Raw genomic sequence first — 17,671 nt, forward strand, 5'->3', positions numbered from 1 at the left:
CTACTCATCCGCGCCGAACGAGAAGCTGCCGTCGCCGTCGAGATAGGGGGCGGTCCGCATGTAGAGCTGACCGTTCTGGCCGACGAAGAACAGCGTGCCCTTCGGCACCTTCTTGGCACCCTTGAGCAGCATGTCGGCGTTCTTGGTGCCCATCTTGTAGGCGAGCGTCTTGCCGTCCTTGCCATAGGCGTAACCCATGTCGGGCTTCAGCTCCCACGGCTCCGGCGGTGCGGCGCAGCTCACGCTGGTCAGTGCGCCGAGCGCCCCCAGGGCGATCAGGGCTTTCAGAAACGGGCTCTTCATGTCCTCCTCCAATCGATGTCGTCTCGAACAAATCGCGAACGCGTTGGCATCATCGTGGCCCCGTCGCAGCGCGGTGATCGTTGGCGGATTTTCCATTCGCCGATCTCGCGATTATCCTGCAGCGTGGTTTAGAAACATAGGCCAAGAAAACACTTTGGGGATGATTCGGATGAGCCTCGTCACGAAGATCGGTTGGGTTGCGGCGTTGTCGCTGGTGACGTTGGCATCCGCCCGGGCCGACGACTTCAAGCTGTCCAACAACCAGCGCATCGCCTGCAGCCGCGGTCTCTCCGCCGGCAAGCTCAATACGGCCGTTTGCAAGTCCTACGCCTACCTCTTCAACGTGAAGACCTCGGAATATTTCCGCTGCCAGGTCTCACTGTCGCTGACCCGGGACAACAAGGAGGTCATCAACGTCCAGACCGACGGCGGCTGCACCAGGAAGCCGCGCGTGTTCGACACCGATTCCAAATACGAGTTCGATGCCACCGAGACCGAGCCGGCGAACACCAACTCCTTCTTCGGCAATGGCGGCTATTCGATCTGGGTGGCGGATACGACCCAGCAGAAAGTGCGCGGCTGCATGACGATCTCGTCCGGGCTCGGCTCGGACATCTCCAAGTGCGTCGACATGACGTTCCAATGAGCGGCGGCCTTGCGAGGGAGGCAGCCCGCCGCTCTGGGCTGCACCTGCGGTTCAAGCTGGTGTTACTGTCAATGTAAGATTGAACGCGGGGGCGCATCGGTCCCGGCCTCGCGCCGTGGGAGCGGGAGAGGCTGGTGCGCCAGTCTTTCGGATGGGTTGACCCCGCGCCCGCAGCCGTCCAATTTGCGGCAAAATCAATGGGAGGATCCATGCGTTTCTCGAAAATCTCTGGCACTGCAACCGGTTTCATTCTGGCGGCCGCCTGCATGCTCGCGGCGCCGGCGGCGCAGGCACAGAGCTTCATCAACGTGCTCACCGGCGGCACGTCGGGCGTCTACTATCCGCTCGGCGTCGCCATCGGGAAGATCTACGGCGACAAGATCCCCAATGTGAAAACCCAGGTGCAGGCGACCAAGGCCTCGGTCGAGAACCTGATCCTGCTGCAGCAGGGACGCGGCGAGCTCGCCTTCGCGCTCGGCGACTCCCTGAAGGCCGCCTGGAACGGCGAGGAGGAGGCCGGTTTCAAGACCAAGCTGGACAAGCTGCGCACCATCGGCGCGATCTATCCGAACTACATCCAGATCGTCGCGACGGCCGAATCCGGCATCAAGACGCTGGCGGACCTCAAGGGCAAGAGCCTGTCGGTCGGCGCGCCGAAGTCCGGCACCGAGCTCAACTCGCGCGCGATCCTCGCCGCTGCCGGCATGAGCTACAAGGATCTCGGCAAGGTGGAGTATCTGCCCTTCGCTGAATCCGTCGACCTGATGAAGAACCGGCAGCTCGGCGCCACCTTGCAGTCGGCTGGCCTCGGCGTCGCATCGTTGAAGGATCTGTCGACCTCGTCGCCGATCACCGTGGTGTCGGTGCCGAAGGAGGTCGTCGACAAGATCGGGCCCCCGTTCGTCGCGGCGACCATCCCGGCCAACACCTATACCGGCCAGGACAAGGACGTGCCGACCGCGGCCGTGATCAACTATCTCGTCACCAGCTCGGCGGTATCAGACGATCTCGCCTATCAGATGACCAAGCTGATCTTCGAGTCGCTGCCGGAGCTCGCCAATGCGCACGCCGCCGGCAAGGAGATCAAGCTGGAGACGGCGGCGCAGGACAGCCCGGTGCCGCTGCACCCGGGCGCGATCCGCTACTACAAGGAAAAGGGCATCCTGAAATAAGGACGCTGCTCGCCCGGCGTGCCTTGCAGGCCGGGTCATTCGCAACCGGCTGCGCGGGAAACCTTCCGCGCAGTCTTGTCGTTCAGGTGATTGCGGCCATGGTCAGCAGCGCCTGATGGGCGCGTTGGGGGGATCATGACGATCGAAGCCGTGAACATGGAAACGCCGGTCAAGGTCGAGTTCGACAATTTCGAGCACGGCTTTCCGGAGGGCTTCGGTCCCGGCCGCTGGGGCTATCTGGCCTACGGCATCGGTCTCGCGTTCGCCCTATTCCAGCTTTATGTCGCCGCCTTCAACTATCTGCCGAGCCAGGTCGTGCGCGGCGTCCATGTCGGCTTCCTGCTGCTGCTCACCTTCGGCCTGATCGGCAACTTCACCGCCAGGACCGATGCGGGACGGATCGCGGGCTGGACCGTCGGCGCCATCGGTTTCCTCTGCGGCCTCTATCAGTGGATCTTCTACGCCGACCTGATCGCGCGCGATGGCGATCCGACCCGCGTCGATCTCGTGGTCGGAACCCTGCTGGCGGTCCTGATCTTCGAGGGCACGCGCCGGCTGATGGGACTCGCGCTGCCGCTGATGTGCGGCGCCTGCCTGTTGTACTGGTTCTTCGGCCAGTATCTGCCGGCGCCGCTCAACCATCGCGGTTATGATTTCGATCAGATCGTCACGCATCTGTCGTTTGGCACCGAGGGCTTCTACGGCGTGCCGATCTACGTCTCGGCGACCTACATCTTCCTGTTCATCCTGTTCGGCTCGTTCCTCGAGCATGCCGGCATGATCCAGCTGTTCACCGACGTCTCGCTCGGCCTGTTCGGTCGCACCCGCGGCGGTCCGGCCAAGGTCGCGGTATTCGCCTCGGGCATGATGGGCACGATCTCGGGCTCGGGCGTCGCCAATGTCGTCACCGTCGGCCAGTTCACGATTCCGCTGATGATCCGGTTCGGCTACCGCCGCGCCTTTGCGGCCGGCGTCGAAGCCACCGCGTCGATGGGCGGCCAGATCATGCCGCCCGTGATGGGCGCGGTCGCCTTCATCATGGCCGAGACGCTGGGCGTCGATTACTCGGTGGTGGTCAAGGCCGCCGTGATCCCGGCGATCCTGTATTTCGCCTCGGCGTTCTGGATGGTGCACCTGGAGGCCGGCAAGCACGGCCTGACCGGCATGAAGACGTCGGAGATCCCGAGCGCCTGGAAGGCGCTGGTGGCGCGCTGGTATCTCGTGCTGCCGCTCGCCGCGCTGGTCTACATGCTGTTCGAGGGCTTCACGCCGCTGTATGCGGGCTCGATGGGACTCGCGCTGACGGTGGCGCTGATCCTGGGCACCTCGATCACCATGGGCTTCTCCAACCAGGTGCTGCGCTACGTATTCTGGATCGGGCTCGCGCTCGTCGTCGGCGCGCTGTCGCGCAATGGCCTGCAGATCATTCCCGTCGCCTCCGTCGTCGTCGCGCTCATCGTCATCACCGGCTTCGTGCGCGGCGGCATGGGCACCTTGCACGCCTGCCGCGATTCTCTGGCGGAAAGTGCGAAGTCGGCGCTGACCGTCGGCATGGCCTGCGCCATCGTCGGCGTCATCATCGGCATGATGACCCAGACCGGCGTCGGCTCGATCTTCGGCAGCTGGGTGATCGGCCTCGGCAAGACCAGCCTGTTCGCGGCGCTGATCATGACCATGCTGCTGTCGATCCTGCTCGGCACCGGCATCCCGACCATCCCGACCTACATCATCACCGCGGCGCTCGCAGCCCCCGCGCTCGCCAAGCTGGGCGTGCCGCTGATCGCGAGTCACATGTTCGCGTTCTACTACGGCATCATGGCCGACCTTTCACCACCGGTCGCGCTGGCCGCGCTGGCGGCCGCCCCGATCGCCAAGGAGAATCCCGACAAGATCGGGTGGGAGGCGATGCGGATCGCGCTCGCCGGCTATGTCATTCCGTTTCTGTTCGTCTACTCGCCCGCGCTGATGCTGCAGCCAGGTGACCCGATGGAGGCGCAACTCGGCTTCATCGGCGCGGTGGCGTATGCTTCCGTCAAGGCGCTGATCTCGATCGGCCTGTTCGGCATGGTGGCGATCGGCTTCCTGTACGTGCGCATGACCCTGGTCGAGCGCCTGCTGGCGTTTGTCGCGTCCGTCTGCCTGCTCGGCGAATTTCCCTACAGCGACATGCTGGGATTTGCACTGGCGGTGGTGATCGTGGCGTGGCAGTGGCGGCAGCGGCCGCCGGCTGCCGTGGCGGCCTCCGCTTGAGCCTCTGCCTCGCGTCATCGGGGGTGGTGAAGGCGCTGGCCCTCGCCGGCTTCACCTTGGCCTGGACCCACTCGGTCGAGAAGACCGCGTGGCAGGAGGACTGGCGCGTCACACCTGACGGTCTCGAACTGGTGCAGGCCCGCGTCAAGGGCTCCGGCGCCGGCATGGAGCCGCCGCCGGAGGCACGGCTGGTCGATGGCTGGTTCCAATGGCAGGCCCAGCGGGGTCCGCTGTCGCGGATCGTGCTCGCCAATTCCGGCGCGGCCGGCGAGTGGCGCATCTGCGCGGACGGGCAATGCCGGACGCTGTCGGACATCTTCGGCCATGACATCGGCGCCGCGACGATCACGATGAGCGCCTGTACCGAATAACGAACAAACGACGGGAGAACGCGATGGATCGTCTCAGGGGCAAGGTGGCGCTGGTGGTCGGTGCGGGCTCGATCGGGCCGGGCTGGGGCAACGGCAAGGCCACGGCCGTGACCTTTGCGCGGCAGGGCGCCAAGGTGTTCTGCGTCGACCGCAACAAGGACGCCGCCGCGGAGACGGCCTCGATCATTTCAGGCGAAGGCGGGCAGGCCGAGGCGTTCACCGCCGATGTCTCGAAGGCCGTCGAGGTCGAGGCGATGGTGAAGGCTTGCGTTGCCGCCTATGGCCGCATCGACGTGCTCGACAACAATGTCGGCATTGCCGAGATGGGCAGCGTGGTCGATGTCGATGAAGCGGAATGGGACCGCGTGTTCGCGGTCAACCTGAAGAGCGCCTATCTCGCCATGAAGCACGTCATTCCGGTGATGATCGGGCAGGGCGGCGGCTCCATCATCAACATCTCCTCAGTGGCCTCGATCCGCCAGGTCGGCATTTCCTATGTCAGCTATGGCGCCAGCAAGGCGGCGATGAACCAGATGACACGCACGACCGCGGTCGAGTTCGCGCCGAAGCACGTCCGCGTCAATGCGATCCTGCCCGGGCTGATGAAGACGCCGATGGTCGAGCACTCCGCGGGGCTGGCCGCGAGCTACGCCAAGGGCGATGTCGAGGAGATGTGGAAGAAGCGGGATGCGCAGGTGCCGATGGGGCATATGGGCGACGCCTTCGACGTCGCCAATGCCGCCTTGTTCCTCGCCTCCGACGAGTCGCGCTATGTCACCGGCACCATGCTTGTGGTCGATGGCGGGCTGACCTGCAGGAGCTAATTCTCTCTGCGTCATTGCGAGCGAAGCGAAGCAATCCAGGGCCGAGCAAGGACTCTGGATTGCTTCGTCGCCTGCGGCTCCTCGCAATGACGAGGAGCGATACACTGCGCGATTATTGCGCCATTGCCAGCATGCTGCCGCCGATCGCGTGCCACGCCGACGTCACGCTGATCGGCCAGTTCAGCAGCTTCACGGCGATCAGCGCGAGTCCGCCATAGATGTAGACCGGGTGGACGCGTCCGAACGTGCGGCGGTCGTGGATGATCGCGACGACGAGCAGCAGGTAGGCGACGAAGGCCGGCGGGATCGTCACGAACACCGGCGGCGGGCCGAGCGGACCGGGGGGCGCCAGGAATGTCAGGAACCAGCGCGCCACGGCGGCGTCCAGCAGCGAGATGCCGGCGAGCAGCATCAGCCGCTTGTGGGTTTCCGGCCGGCGCAGATGGACAACCGCGAGCGTAAAGACCACGGCAAAGAAGGCGATGCCGCTGAGCGGCACGATGGCAAAGGCGATGCCCTCGTTGGCCTGCCCCATCGCCGCGGAACGCTTCATCGCCTCGATAGCAACGAGGAAGCCAAAGATCGTCATCGCCGTGGCGAGCGATACGCCGAAGATGCCGAGCGAGCGGTGCCACGCCGTGCGTCCGGATGCGGCAAGCCAGCTCTGCAGCGCGAAATACAAGGTCCAGGTGAAGAACAGGAAGCCATGGAAATGAATCACGGGCGCGCCGGAGAATGAGCCGCGGGCCAGTGGCAGCCAGTAGGTCGGCGCGAAGCCGATGATCGCAATGGCCATGCAGGCCAGAGCCATGTTGAAATAGAAATAGCGCGCAGGGGACGCAACGACGCCGCGTGCGCGCGAATTGTCGGTCAGAATAGTCATGCGGTTGTGTCTGCGGGAACCGCAACAGGTTCAAATGACGATCGAGGACGTCGCCGGGGCGCGCATCCACAACATCTTGAAGGGAATGCGCGGCACGATCACGCGCATTTCAGCCGGGGGCCGCGATCAGCTCGCGAGCCCCATTCGCAAGGGTTGCCTTCTGCAGGAAAGGACTGTCGCACCGCTGCTGCCGCTGTATAGTTGAAGTCGCCGCAGAGGCGGTTACGCCCCGCGCGCCGTGCCGGATCGCCCACCACCTGAGAGAGCCATCTGCCTTGACCTCATCCGCCTCCTCATGGGTTGCAGCCGGTCGCCGGGATGGGCTGCTGCGCCTTGCCGCGCTGGTCACGCTCGGATGGCTGGCTTCGACCCAGGCCCATGCGGTCGGCGCGGCCGAGCCTGGCAAGGAGCCGGCGGTGGATGCCGGTGCCTGCATGGCGGCCTCGGAGGCGCGCGATGGCGACAAGGTGCTCACCGAATGCGGCGCCGTGATCGACAATCCCAAGGCCGCCCGGGCCGATCGCATCAACGCACTGATCGCGCGCGCCTCGATCTTCATCACCAGGGGTGAGATCGATCGCGCCATCGCCGATTACGGCGTCACCTTGCAGCTCAACCCGACGCTCGCCAGCATCTTCAATGCACGCGGCGAACTGCATCGCAAGAAGGGCGACCGTCCGAAGGCGCTGGCCGATTTCGCCGCGGCGCTGCGGCTCAATCCGGATCACGCCAGCGCCCGCAGCAACTATCACGCGCTCGCAGTGGAGCTCGAGCGCATGGGCGCGCAGATGGCCGTCGCGGGCCGGCCGAGCTTCAATTGCGCCGCGGCGCGGCGCGCCGTGGAAAAGGCGATCTGCGCCGATCCGGAGCTCGCCAATCTCGATCGCGAGATCGATGGCGCGCAGGCCCGCGTCGTTCGCGAGGCGGCCGGCCCCGCCGCGGCACGCGCCCTGCAGCGCGAACAGGACGCGTTCATCGCGCGGCGCAACGCCGGCTTTGGCAGACCCGGCTACGATCTCAAGAAGGCGATGCAGGACCGCCTGCGGCGGCTGAACGGCGTCGACGGCTATTGATCATCGGCGTGGCCGCTTGAACCGGGTTCCGGCCGGAGACGACAACGGGGGAGATCAGCGTCTCAACCCGCAACAGTCGAAATTCCGAGCCCACGCCGATGCACGCTTTCATCCATTCGATTTCATCCCGCTCATCCTACCTCGCGCTGCGTCTTGCGGCCGGCCTCGTCCTTGGCCTCGGGGCCCAGCCTGCATTCGCTGCGGACCCCGAATGCGCTTTGGGCGGCAAGGCGCCACCGTCCGAACTCATTGCCGCCTGCTCGACCGCAATCGAGCAGGCATCGAGTTCGCCCAAGGATCAATCCATCGCCCTGGTCGCCCGCGCCGACGCCCGTGCCCGCACCTCGGGCGGCATGACCCAGGCCCTGAAGGACCTCGACCGTGCCATCGCGCTCGACGGCAAGAATGCGCGCGCCTACCGGCTGCGTGGCGACCTGATGCGCGAGGCCGGTGGCGATGCCGGCAAGGCGGCGGCCGATCTGAGCATGGCGATCTCGCTCGATCCGAATGACGCCGAGGCCTATGAGTTGCGTGGCGTTGTCTATACCGAGCAGCGCCGTCTTGATCGCGCTCTGGCCGACTATGACCAGGCGATCCGCCTGAAGCGCGACTTCGCGCAGGCCTATGCCGACCGCGGCGTCGCCTTCTACCTGCGCGGCGACAATGAGAAGGCGGTGCGCGACTATGACGAGGCGATCCGGCTCGACCCCGAACGTCCCCGCACTTTCACCAACCGTGCCGCCGCCTACAAGAAGCTCGGCCAGATGGACAAGGCGCTGGCCGATGACGACGAGGCGATCCGGCGCGATCCGAAGGTGTCGGAATATTACGACAATCGCGGCCTCACCTACGCCGCCATGAAGGAGTACGACAAGGCGATCGCCGATTATGACCAGGCGATCCGGATGGAGCAGCGGGCGAATTTCCTCACCAATCGCGGCGATTCCCATCAGTTCAAGAACGAGCTCGGCGCGGCCCTCGGCGACTACGACGCTGCGCTGCGGATCGATCCGAATTTCGCGCTCGCCTACAACAACCGTGCGGTGCTGTACAAGAAGATGGGCGAACGCGCCAAGGCGCTGGCGGATTACGAGGCGGCGCTGCGGCTGGATCCCGGCAACGACAATGCCATCGCCGGCCGGCGCGTCATGCTGGCCGAGATCAAGACGTTCGGCGCCGAGCCGCCGCGCCCGTTGAATGCGCCTTCGGAGCGCAGCGGGCCGTCGTTCGAATGCACCACCGCCGTGCGCGAGGTCGAGAAGGTCATCTGTGCCGACCCGCAGCTGTCGGTGCTGGACCTCGGCATCGCCGAGAGCTACGCTCGCCGGCTGAAATCGTCCCGTGGTCGCCTTGCGGCCGAACTGCGCAGCGCACAGCGTGACTTCATCGCCGAACGGAATGCCCGGTTCGGCAAGCCCGGCTACGACCTTCGTCTAGCCCTGCAGCGACGTTTGGACATGCTGCGCGACGCAGGGCATTGATCCGCCCGGGAAAGTGACCGGACTCCAGGTTGCGCCTGATCTGGATCAATTCATGACGGCTTGAACTGTCGCTTTGTCCCGTGACAATACTCGGGAATAAACACAGATCTTGGGGAAACGTCATGAGCGCTGCGAGCCGCTATCACGAGGTCCATGCACGGTCGCTGCAGGACCCGGAAGGGTTCTGGGCCGAGGCCGCCCGCGCGATCGACTGGATCGAGCCGGCCAAGACCATCTTCGATCCCGCGATGGGCGCCTATGGCCGCTGGTTTGCCGGGGCCGTCGTCAACACCTGCTACAATGCGCTCGACCGTCACGTCGCCGCCGGCCGCGGCGATCAGCTGGCGCTGATCCACGATTCGCCGCTCACCGGCTCGGTCACGAAGCTCACTTATGCCGAGATGCTGAAGGAGGTGCAGACGCTCGCCGCGATCATGCAGGATTTCGGCGTGGCCAAGGGCGACCGCGTCATCCTCTATATGCCGATGGTGCCGGAGGCCATGGTGGCGATGCTCGCCTGCGCGCGCATCGGCGCGGTGCATTCGGTGGTGTTCGGCGGCTTCGCCGCCAAGGAGCTCGCCACCCGCATCGACGACGCCACGCCGAAGCTCGTGCTGTCGGCGAGCTGCGGCATCGAGCCCGGCCGCATCGTGCAGTACAAGCCGCTGCTCGACCAGGCGATCGAGCTCGCCGACAACAGGCCCAAGGCCTGCATCGTCCTGCAGCGTCCCGAGCATGTCTGCGAGCTCAAGCCCGGCCGCGACTACGACTGGGCGGCGCTGCGCAAATCCGCGCTCGCCAATGGCAAGCTGGCACCATGCGTGCCGGTGCTGGCGACCGATCCGCTCTACATCCTCTACACGTCCGGCACGACCGGCAAGCCGAAGGGCGTGGTGCGGGACAATGGCGGGCACCTCGTCGCGCTGAAATGGTCGATGGAGAATCTCTACGGCATCAAGCCGGGTGAGGTCTGGTGGTGCGCCTCCGACATCGGCTGGGTGGTCGGCCACAGCTACATCATCTACGGCCCGCTGATCCATGGCGCGACCTCGGTGATGTATGAGGGCAAGCCGGTCGGAACGCCCGATGCCGGCGCGTTCTGGCGCGTCATCAGCGATCACAAGGCGGTCGCTCTGTTCACCGCGCCCACGGCATTCCGCGCCATCCGCAAGGAGGATCCGGAAGGCACTTTCCTGCGCAAATATGATCTATCGCATTTCCGCACCCTGTTCCTGGCCGGCGAGCGCGCCGATCCGCCGACGGTGGAATGGGCCGAGCAGCAATTGAAGGTGCCGGTGATCGACCACTGGTGGCAGACCGAGACCGGCTGGTGCATCGCCGGCAATCCGGTGGGCATCGGGCTATTGCCGGTCAAGCACGGCTCGCCGACGGTTCCTATGCCGGGCTACCAGGTCGACATCGTCGACGAAGCCGCCAAGCCCGTGCCCGCCAACACGATGGGCTCGATCGTGATCAAGCTGCCGATGCCGCCGGGCTGCCTGCCGACCTTGTGGCAGCAGGAGGAGCGCTTCAAGGAATCCTATCTCAGCGAATTCCCCGGCTACTACAAGACCTCCGATGCCGGCTACAAGGACGAGGACGGCTATATCTTCGTGATGGGCCGCACCGACGACATCATCAATGTCGCCGGCCACAGGCTGTCGACCGGCGGCATGGAAGAGATATTGGCGTCGCATCCCGACGTCGCGGAATGCGCCGTGCTCGGCATCAAGGATGCGATCAAGGGCGAGGTGCCCTGCGGCTTCATCGTGCTCAAGGCCGGCGTCTCGCGCAGCCCGTCGCAGATCGAAAAGGAGATCGTGGCGCTGGTGCGCGACAAGCTCGGACCGGTCGCCGCGTTCAAGCTCGCCATCACCGTCGGCCGGCTGCCGAAGACGCGCTCCGGCAAGATCCTGCGCGGCACGATCAAGAAGATCGCCGACGGCGAGCAATGGAGCATGCCGGCCACGATCGAGGATCCCAAGGTGCTCGAGGAAATCGGCGAGGCACTGAAGAGCCGGGTGTAGCGTCACGCTGCTCAGGTCACCGGGCGGCGCGGGTCACTCTCAAGCCTCTCCATGAACACGCAAACAGCGTGTTCATGGTCCCGTATGCAGCGGCCGCTCCGTCGCTTGCCCCTCATGGTGAGGAGCGCCGACAGGCGCGTCTCGAACCATGAGGCTGCAGTGGGGGCCTCGCCTTCGAGACGCCCGCCTCTGGCGGGCTCCTCAGGGTGACGAGCACAAGTTGCACTCGAACACGGCTCTGCCCTGGAGCATCATGAGGCGTCGACATCCGCGCCCTCGGGCTTGACCCGGGCGCCCATTGTCGTCAAGCAACGGGCCGGACCGCCCGATTGACGAGAATGGAACGTTCGATGCGACAGACCTCCGCCCGCCTGGCCCTGGTGCTGATGGCCGTGCTTTCGCTCTCGGCCTGCGCCTCGCGCAACCAGGGTCCTGCGGTGGCGCTCGGCAATGACGATGATGATGCGGTCTGTCAGGCCGGCGGCAAGGTCGCGCCGGGCTCCGCCGAATATGTCGCCTGCCGCAAGGATCGCGACGTGCAGCGGCAGCGCGCCGAGGCGCGTGCCGACCGCCGGCAGCGCGATCTCGGCGAATACATGATGAACCATCCCGACCGGCCCTGAGCGCCAGTGCAAGCGCCTCTCATGGCCCGTGACTTCGATGCAACAGTTGCGTGACATCGGCGCTGCAACAATGCCGATTGATTGAGATCAAATCCAAGCCCATGGCGTCCCTGCCACACCTGTGACCGCAAGGCGCGGCCGTGCCCGCGCAAACGTTGCTCAAGGGTGGTTATGGGGACCTCGATGAACAGAATCTTGAAACTCTCGTCATCGCTGCTGGTGCTGGCGGCGATCTGCGGAGCCATGGGCTCGGCGCAAGCAGCCGACCTGCAGGCGGCGCCGGTCTATACCAAGGCGCCGGTGGTCGAGGCGTGGAATCCGTGGATGCTCCGTGTCCGCGCGCTGGGTGTGCTGCCGGATGCTGGCGGCTCCACCGTGAACGTGACCGGCGTGCCGGCCCTGTCGTCGCCGAACTCCGGCCTGTCGATCTCCAACTCGGTCGTGCCCGAGCTCGACATCAGCTACTTCTTCACCAGGAACATCGCGGCCGAGCTGATTCTCGGCGTCACCCGGCATTCCATCGGCGGCACCGGCTCGCTCGACGGCCTCAACATGGGCAAGGCCTGGCTGCTGCCGCCGACGCTGACCCTGCAATATCACTTCACCGATTTCGGCGCGTTCAAGCCGTATGTCGGCGCGGGCGTGAACTACACGGTCTTCTTCAACCAGAGCGCCGCGAACCAGGTCTGGAACGGCCTTGCCGTCACCAACCTGCACATCTCCAACCAGTGGGGCGCCGCGGTCCAGTTCGGCTTCGATTACATGCTCGACAGGCACTGGGGCCTGAACGTCGACGTCAAGAAGCTGTGGCTGCAGCCGAACTACTCGGCGACCGTCAACGGCGCAATTCCGGTCACCGGCCGCGCCAACATCGATCCGTGGCTGGTCGGCGTCGGCGTCACCTACAAGTTCTGATTTGTCGCGTTCCTCCCAAGACTGCATGGCGCCGGCATCCCCGGCGCCATTTTTTTGGGGGAGAATTGCTGCTGGCTAGTTTTGAGTTTGGCTGGAGCTCGCGCCTCCCCCACCGCTGTCGTCCCGGCCTTGAGCCGGGACCCATACGCCGCGGCGGGAATGAAGGACGAGGCGCTGAGCCACGACCGGCTTGGGCCGTTCCGCAAGCCTGTGGTTATGGGTCCCCGCGTTCGCGGGGACGACACCGATGATTGTGGCAGGCGCTGTTGATGGCCGATAGAGATGGACGCCCGCGCGTCCTACTCTTCGTCCTCGTCCTGCTTCTTGCCGCCGATGGTCTTGAGCTTGGCGAACACGGCGTCGACGTTGAGATCGTCCTCGTCGCGGCCCGCCGGCTCGTACTCATCCTTGCGGGTGGTCTCGGAGGCCGGCAGCAGGGTGGCGCCGCTGTAATTGGCGTCGAGCGGCTTTTCCTTGGCGGCGCGCTGGACCTCGAAGTCGAGCTCGATCTGCGAGCACAGGCCGAGCGTCACCGGATCCATCGGCGTCAGCGTCTGCGCGTTCCAATGGGTGCGGTCGCGCACGCTGGCGATCGTGGTCTTGGTGGTGCCGACCAGGCGCATGATCTGGGCGTCCTTGAGCTCGGGATGGTTCCGCACCAGCCAGAGGATGGCGCTCGGGCGCTCGTGGCGGCGCGACACCGGGGTGTAGCGGGGGCCCTTGCGCTTGGGCTGCGGCGGCAGCACCACCTTGCTCTCCTGCAACCGCAGGCGGTAGTTCGGGTCGCGCTCGGCCTTCTCGATCTCCTCGCGGGTGAGCTGCCCGGTCGAGATCGGATCCATGCCCTTGATGCCCTGGGCGGCGTCCCCGTCGGCGATGGCGCGCACCTCGAGCGGGTGCATCTTGGTAAAATCGGCGACCTGGTCGAAGGTCAACGCAGTATTGTCGACCAGCCACACGGCAGTTGCCTTCGGCATCAGCGGGGCGTTGCTCATGGCAAATCTCCTTTGTGCTCCGCCCCGGCCCTGGGAGGCGAAACCTGTGGTCATCGGCGATGACGGGAATTGGCCCTATATAAGCCGTCCCGGGGGCGGGGCGCAATGGCCTGGAGAAAACGGCCTTGACAGCGCTCGAAAGCAGTCCCAAGTCCTACCCAAACGAGTGTCAGACCCAAGCTCTTCGCGTATCGACCGCCCCCGCTTGCCGGCCCGGGGGTCCGTGGTCGCCGAAACCAGCCCGCACAGATCAGCTCAGACCAGCCCCATGGCAGCCAAACCAGACCTCAAAATCGTGCTTTGCTCGCCGCGCGGCTTCTGCGCCGGCGTGGTGCGCGCCATCGACACCGTGGAACGGGCGCTCGCCATCTATGGCGCCCCGGTCTATGTCCGCCACGAGATCGTACACAACAAATACGTCGTCGACAGCCTGAAGACCAAGGGCGCCATCTTCGTCGAGGAGCTGGCGGAGATTCCCGACAGTACCAACGCACCGGTGGTCTTTTCGGCGCATGGCGTGCCGAAGTCGGTTCCCGCCGAGGCCCAGGCGCGGAACTTCTTCTCCCTGGACGCGACCTGCCCGCTGGTGACCAAGGTCCACCGTGAGGCCGCGATCCATTTCAAGCGCGGCCGCGAGATCCTGCTGATCGGCCACTCGCACCATCCGGAGGTGGTCGGCACGGTCGGCCAGCTTCCGGCCGGCGCCGTGACGCTGATCGAGACCGCCGAGGACGCGGCGACCTTCACCCCGAAGGACCCGGACAACCTCGCCTTTGTCACCCAGACCACGCTGTCGATCGACGACACCAAGGACATCGTCGCGATCCTCAAGGGCCGGTTCCCGAACATCTCGGGCCCGCACAAGGAGGACATCTGCTACGCCACCACCAACCGCCAGCTGGCGGTCAAGAAGGTGGCCCCGGTGGTCGACGCGCTGATCGTGGTCGGTGCGCCGAACTCGTCGAACTCGCAGCGCCTGCGCGAGGTCGCCGAGCGCGAGGGCTGCCCGATTGCGGTGCTGGCGCAGCGTGCCTCGGACATCGACTGGGCGCGCTTCGAGGGCATCAAGAGCCTGGGCATCACCGCCGGTGCCTCGGCGCCGGAGGTGATCGTCGAGGAGATCATGGGTGCCTTTGCCGAGCGCTACGTGCTGCATGTCGAGACGGTGTCGGCGGCCGAGGAGAACGAGTTCTTCCCGCTGCCGCGCTCGCTGCGTCCGGAAGCGGCCGCCGAGTAAGCCGGCCGCTTGTTTTCCGCCCTCGGCGGCCTCTCGGCCTTGAACCCGGCGCCCGCATGCGCGATGAAGGGCGCAACGGGCCTGTCCGGTGATGAAGTTCGCATCGGAGAGGCGGGGGCAGGCGAACTTCGACAACTGGGATAGCGCATGGCGGTCTATACCGACGTCGCCGCCGACGAGCTTGCGGACTTCCTCAAGACCTACGACATCGGCGAATTGCTGTCCTACAAGGGCATCGCCGAAGGGGTCGAAAACTCCAACTTCCTGCTCCACACCACCAAGGGCTCCTACATCCTCACGCTGTACGAGAAGCGCGTGGCGGTGGACGACCTGCCGTATTTTCTGGGACTGATGGCGCATCTGGCCGAGCGCGGCGTGAGCTGTCCGCAGCCGGCGCGCAATCGGGACGGCGCGGTGTATTCGAGCCTGTCCGGCCGGCCCGCGGCGATCATCAACTTCCTGGAAGGCATGTGGCCGCGCAAGCCGAACGTCACCCACTGCGCCGGGGTCGGTGCGGCGCTGGCGCAGATGCACCTCGCCGGGCGCGACTTTCCGCTGGTGCGCAAGAACCCGCTCTCGGTGTCCGGCTGGCGCTCGCTGTTCGCCCAGGCGGGCGACCGCGCCGACACGGTGCAGGCCGGCCTCTCCGCGCTGCTGTCGACCGAGCTCGATCATCTCTCGCGCGCATGGCCGACGGATCTGCCGGAGGGCGTCATCCATGCCGACCTGTTTCCGGACAACGTGTTCTTCCTCGGTGACAAGCTCTCGGGGCTGATCGACTTCCCGTTCTCCTGCAACGATATTCTGGCGTATGACGTCGCGATCTGTCTCAACGCCTGGTGCTTCGAGGCCGATCATTCGCTCAACGTCACCAAGGCGCGCGCCTTCTTCAACGCCTATGGCCGCGTCCGGCCGCTGTCCGAGGCCGAGCTGGAGGCGCTGCCGCTGCTGGCGCGCGGCGCCGCCATCCGCTTCCTGCTGACGCGGCTGGTGGACTGGCTCAACGTGCCCGCGGGCGCGCTGGTCAAGCCGAAGGATCCGCTCGAATATGTCCGCAAGCTGCGCTTCCACCAGAATGTCGCCAGCGTACGCGACTACGGCATCGGCGGAGCCACGGCATGAGCGAGCATCCGGTCGTCAGCATCTACACCGACGGCGCCTGCTCGGGAAATCCGGGGCCGGGCGGCTGGGGCGCGATCCTGCGCTTCGGCGACAAGGAAAAAGAGCTGAAGGGCGGCGAGCCGCACACCACCAACAACCGCATGGAGCTGATGGCCGCGATCTCGGCGCTGGAGGCGCTGAAGAAATCGTGCCAGGTCGAGCTCTACACCGACAGCCAATATGTCCGGCAGGGCATCACCGGCTGGATCCACGGCTGGAAGCGCAACGGCTGGAAGACCGCCGACAAGAAGCCGGTCAAGAACGCCGAGCTGTGGCAGCGGCTCGACGCCGCGCTGAAGCCGCACAAGGTCAACTGGCACTGGGTCAAGGGCCATGCGGGGCACGCCGAGAACGAGCGCGCCGATCAATTGGCGCGCGACGGCGTGGCGATGGCCAGGATGCAGAAGAACGTGCGCGGCTGACGTCGCGGCACCACTACGGACGCCCGGGCGAACTCCGCTCGATGGCAAAATCGTCCAGGAGCGGTGAGCTGCGGCCCTCGATCAAGGCAGCGATCAGCTCGGAGGCGAGATAGCTGAAGGTGATCCCGTTGCCGCCATATCCGTAGGCCGCATAGATGTTGGGAGCGCGCGGAACGCGGCCGATCAGAGGCAGCCCGTCATCGGTCGTATCAAACGTTCCGGACCACTGATAATCGAAATCGACGATCGCGCGCGGCCACAGCGCCGAGAGCTCTGCGGCGAGCCGCCGCGACTTGTCCGGAATGGCGCGGTCGCGAGCTTCGGGCTCGATGAGGTCCTCATCGTCCTCTCCCCCGAAAATGATGCGCCCGTCAGCCGTGGTCCGGCCATAGTGATAGTCTTCGCTGCTCTCCCAGATCAGTACGTCGTCTCGCCAGAGATTTTGTGGCTGGGGCCTGGTCGCGACGGCCCAGCTCGACGCGACACGATGGATCGTCGGCTGGATGATCGCGGGCATTGCATATCCTGTCGCCAGGACGATGTGACGGGCTTCGATCTCATGTCCACTGTCGAGGCCGACCGTGGCACTCGCCTTGCCGCTGTCAAAGGCCACCGCATCACCATGGACCAGGCGCGCGCCCTGCGACAGCGCGAGGGACAGCAGACCACTTGCGAGCTTGACCGGATCGGCTTCGGCCGCGCCGGGAGACAGGATCGCCCCGGCGCGGGCAAACCCGAAATGCTCGAGCAGGGTTCGGTGATCGAGGAATGCGCCGGGAAGCCCGGCCCGAACGCGTTGCTCCAGCTCTTCCCGCAGCGAGCGGGAATCGTCTTCTCGCGCAAGGTAGAGCGATTGTCTCGGCCGCAGTTCGCCAGGCAGGTTGCGCTCGCCGACCAGGCGCATCAATTCGTTCACCGCCCGCAGACTCGCCTGATAGCACCGCGCAGCGCGTTCGAAGCCGATCATCACCGAGAGCTCACTCAGCGACCGGTCGATCTCCCACAACAGCATGGCCGTGCTCGCAGCCGTACTGCCGCGGCAGGGCTTCTCGCGATCCATCACGACGACGTCGCGGCCTTGACGGGTCAGCCGTTCGGCCATCATCGCGCCGGTAATCCCGGCGCCAATGATCAGGATGTCGCAACGGAAGTTTGAAACGACGGCGGCCATCGGAAACGAAGGTGCAGCCGCCCATGGCGGTCGCGCGCTGCGGACATCTTCCTGCGCCAGTTGCTCGGTCTGCTCGCTGAAGATGCTGGCCTCCCCTTGTTCCATGAACCGGGGCCT

Annotated in this window: 18 protein-coding genes; 14 read left to right on the forward strand and 4 right to left on the reverse strand. The window is 65.6% G+C overall.

From position 1 onward, the window contains the following. Nucleotides 1-303: a hypothetical protein gene (locus tag ACQR1H_RS21670; protein WP_315804632.1), complete on the reverse strand. Its 303-nt coding sequence runs from the start codon at nt 301-303 to the stop codon at nt 1-3. A 169-nt stretch (nt 304-472) separates the two neighbouring features. On the opposite strand from ACQR1H_RS21670, the gene ACQR1H_RS21675 reads away from it, so the two are divergent. From ACQR1H_RS21675 to ACQR1H_RS21695, 5 genes are all read left to right on the forward strand, one after another. Continuing rightward, nucleotides 473-949, forward strand: a complete 477-nt coding sequence (locus tag ACQR1H_RS21675; protein ID WP_315804631.1) for a hypothetical protein — start codon at nt 473-475, stop codon at nt 947-949. Nucleotides 950-1,158: 209 nt separating this feature from the next. Next, nucleotides 1,159-2,121, forward strand: coding sequence for a TAXI family TRAP transporter solute-binding subunit (locus tag ACQR1H_RS21680; protein ID WP_315804630.1), 963 nt, complete (start codon nt 1,159-1,161; stop codon nt 2,119-2,121). Nucleotides 2,122-2,277: 156 nt separating this feature from the next. Next, on the forward strand, nt 2,278-4,371 hold the full coding sequence (locus tag ACQR1H_RS21685; protein WP_434908227.1) for a TRAP transporter permease: 2,094 nt from the start codon (nt 2,278-2,280) through the stop codon (nt 4,369-4,371). Continuing rightward, nucleotides 4,368-4,742, forward strand: a complete 375-nt coding sequence (locus ACQR1H_RS21690; RefSeq protein ID WP_315804629.1) for a DUF1850 domain-containing protein — start codon at nt 4,368-4,370, stop codon at nt 4,740-4,742. The genes ACQR1H_RS21685 and ACQR1H_RS21690 overlap by 4 nt, the downstream gene beginning before the upstream one ends. 23 nt (nt 4,743-4,765) lie before the next feature. After that, nucleotides 4,766-5,566 (forward strand): SDR family NAD(P)-dependent oxidoreductase, encoded by an 801-nt coding sequence (locus tag ACQR1H_RS21695; protein WP_315804628.1) that lies wholly within the window; start codon nt 4,766-4,768, stop codon nt 5,564-5,566. Nucleotides 5,567-5,678: 112 nt separating this feature from the next. Here the strand turns inward: ACQR1H_RS21695 and ACQR1H_RS21700 are convergent, their stop codons facing one another. After that, the gene (locus ACQR1H_RS21700; RefSeq protein WP_315804627.1) at nt 5,679-6,449 is read right to left on the reverse strand and encodes a hypothetical protein; all 771 of its coding nucleotides are present in this window, start codon (nt 6,447-6,449) and stop codon (nt 5,679-5,681) included. A 34-nt stretch (nt 6,450-6,483) separates the two neighbouring features. On the opposite strand from ACQR1H_RS21700, the gene ACQR1H_RS21705 reads away from it, so the two are divergent. The 6 genes from ACQR1H_RS21705 (at nt 6,484) to ACQR1H_RS21730 (ending at nt 12,568) form a co-directional block, all read left to right on the forward strand. Continuing rightward, a complete protein-coding gene (locus ACQR1H_RS21705; protein ID WP_315804626.1) occupies nt 6,484-6,654 on the forward strand; it encodes a hypothetical protein in 171 nt (56 codons plus the stop codon). 118 nt (nt 6,655-6,772) lie between these two features. After that, a complete protein-coding gene (locus ACQR1H_RS21710) occupies nt 6,773-7,522 on the forward strand; it encodes a tetratricopeptide repeat protein (protein WP_315804685.1) in 750 nt (249 codons plus the stop codon). Between the two features lie 98 nt (nt 7,523-7,620). Further along, the gene (locus ACQR1H_RS21715) at nt 7,621-9,003 is read left to right on the forward strand and encodes a tetratricopeptide repeat protein (RefSeq protein ID WP_434874314.1); all 1,383 of its coding nucleotides are present in this window, start codon (nt 7,621-7,623) and stop codon (nt 9,001-9,003) included. Nucleotides 9,004-9,125: 122 nt separating this feature from the next. Beyond that, nucleotides 9,126-11,030, forward strand: coding sequence for a propionyl-CoA synthetase (locus ACQR1H_RS21720; RefSeq protein WP_316218049.1), 1,905 nt, complete (start codon nt 9,126-9,128; stop codon nt 11,028-11,030). Between the two features lie 350 nt (nt 11,031-11,380). Then, entirely contained in the window at nt 11,381-11,653 is a 273-nt protein-coding gene (locus ACQR1H_RS21725; RefSeq protein WP_315804623.1) for a hypothetical protein, read from the forward strand. A gap of 183 nt (nt 11,654-11,836) precedes the next feature. Beyond that, nucleotides 11,837-12,568, forward strand: coding sequence for an OmpW/AlkL family protein (locus ACQR1H_RS21730; protein ID WP_315804622.1), 732 nt, complete (start codon nt 11,837-11,839; stop codon nt 12,566-12,568). Between the two features lie 299 nt (nt 12,569-12,867). Here the strand turns inward: ACQR1H_RS21730 and ACQR1H_RS21735 are convergent, their stop codons facing one another. Then, nucleotides 12,868-13,563, reverse strand: a complete 696-nt coding sequence (locus ACQR1H_RS21735; RefSeq protein WP_315804621.1) for a DUF1013 domain-containing protein — start codon at nt 13,561-13,563, stop codon at nt 12,868-12,870. 268 nt (nt 13,564-13,831) lie between these two features. On the opposite strand from ACQR1H_RS21735, the gene ispH reads away from it, so the two are divergent. From ispH to rnhA, 3 genes are all read left to right on the forward strand, one after another. After that, nucleotides 13,832-14,800, forward strand: a complete 969-nt coding sequence (ispH, locus tag ACQR1H_RS21740) for a 4-hydroxy-3-methylbut-2-enyl diphosphate reductase (RefSeq protein WP_315804620.1) — start codon at nt 13,832-13,834, stop codon at nt 14,798-14,800. 147 nt (nt 14,801-14,947) lie between these two features. Continuing rightward, nucleotides 14,948-15,922, forward strand: a complete 975-nt coding sequence (locus ACQR1H_RS21745; RefSeq protein WP_434908170.1) for a homoserine kinase — start codon at nt 14,948-14,950, stop codon at nt 15,920-15,922. Next, nucleotides 15,919-16,383 carry a ribonuclease HI gene (gene rnhA / locus ACQR1H_RS21750; protein ID WP_315736125.1) on the forward strand — a complete coding sequence of 155 codons (465 nt, stop codon included), beginning with the start codon at nt 15,919-15,921 and terminating at the stop codon, nt 16,381-16,383. The genes ACQR1H_RS21745 and rnhA overlap by 4 nt, the downstream gene beginning before the upstream one ends. Nucleotides 16,384-16,396: 13 nt before the next feature. On the opposite strand, the gene ACQR1H_RS21755 is transcribed toward rnhA, so the two are convergent. After that, on the reverse strand, nt 16,397-17,554 hold the full coding sequence (locus tag ACQR1H_RS21755; protein WP_316237183.1) for an NAD(P)/FAD-dependent oxidoreductase: 1,158 nt from the start codon (nt 17,552-17,554) through the stop codon (nt 16,397-16,399). Nucleotides 17,555-17,671: the final 117 nt, after the last annotated feature.

Source organism: Bradyrhizobium sp. HKCCYLRH2015, from assembly GCF_051168215.1.
Taxonomy (GTDB): domain Bacteria; phylum Pseudomonadota; class Alphaproteobacteria; order Rhizobiales; family Xanthobacteraceae; genus Bradyrhizobium.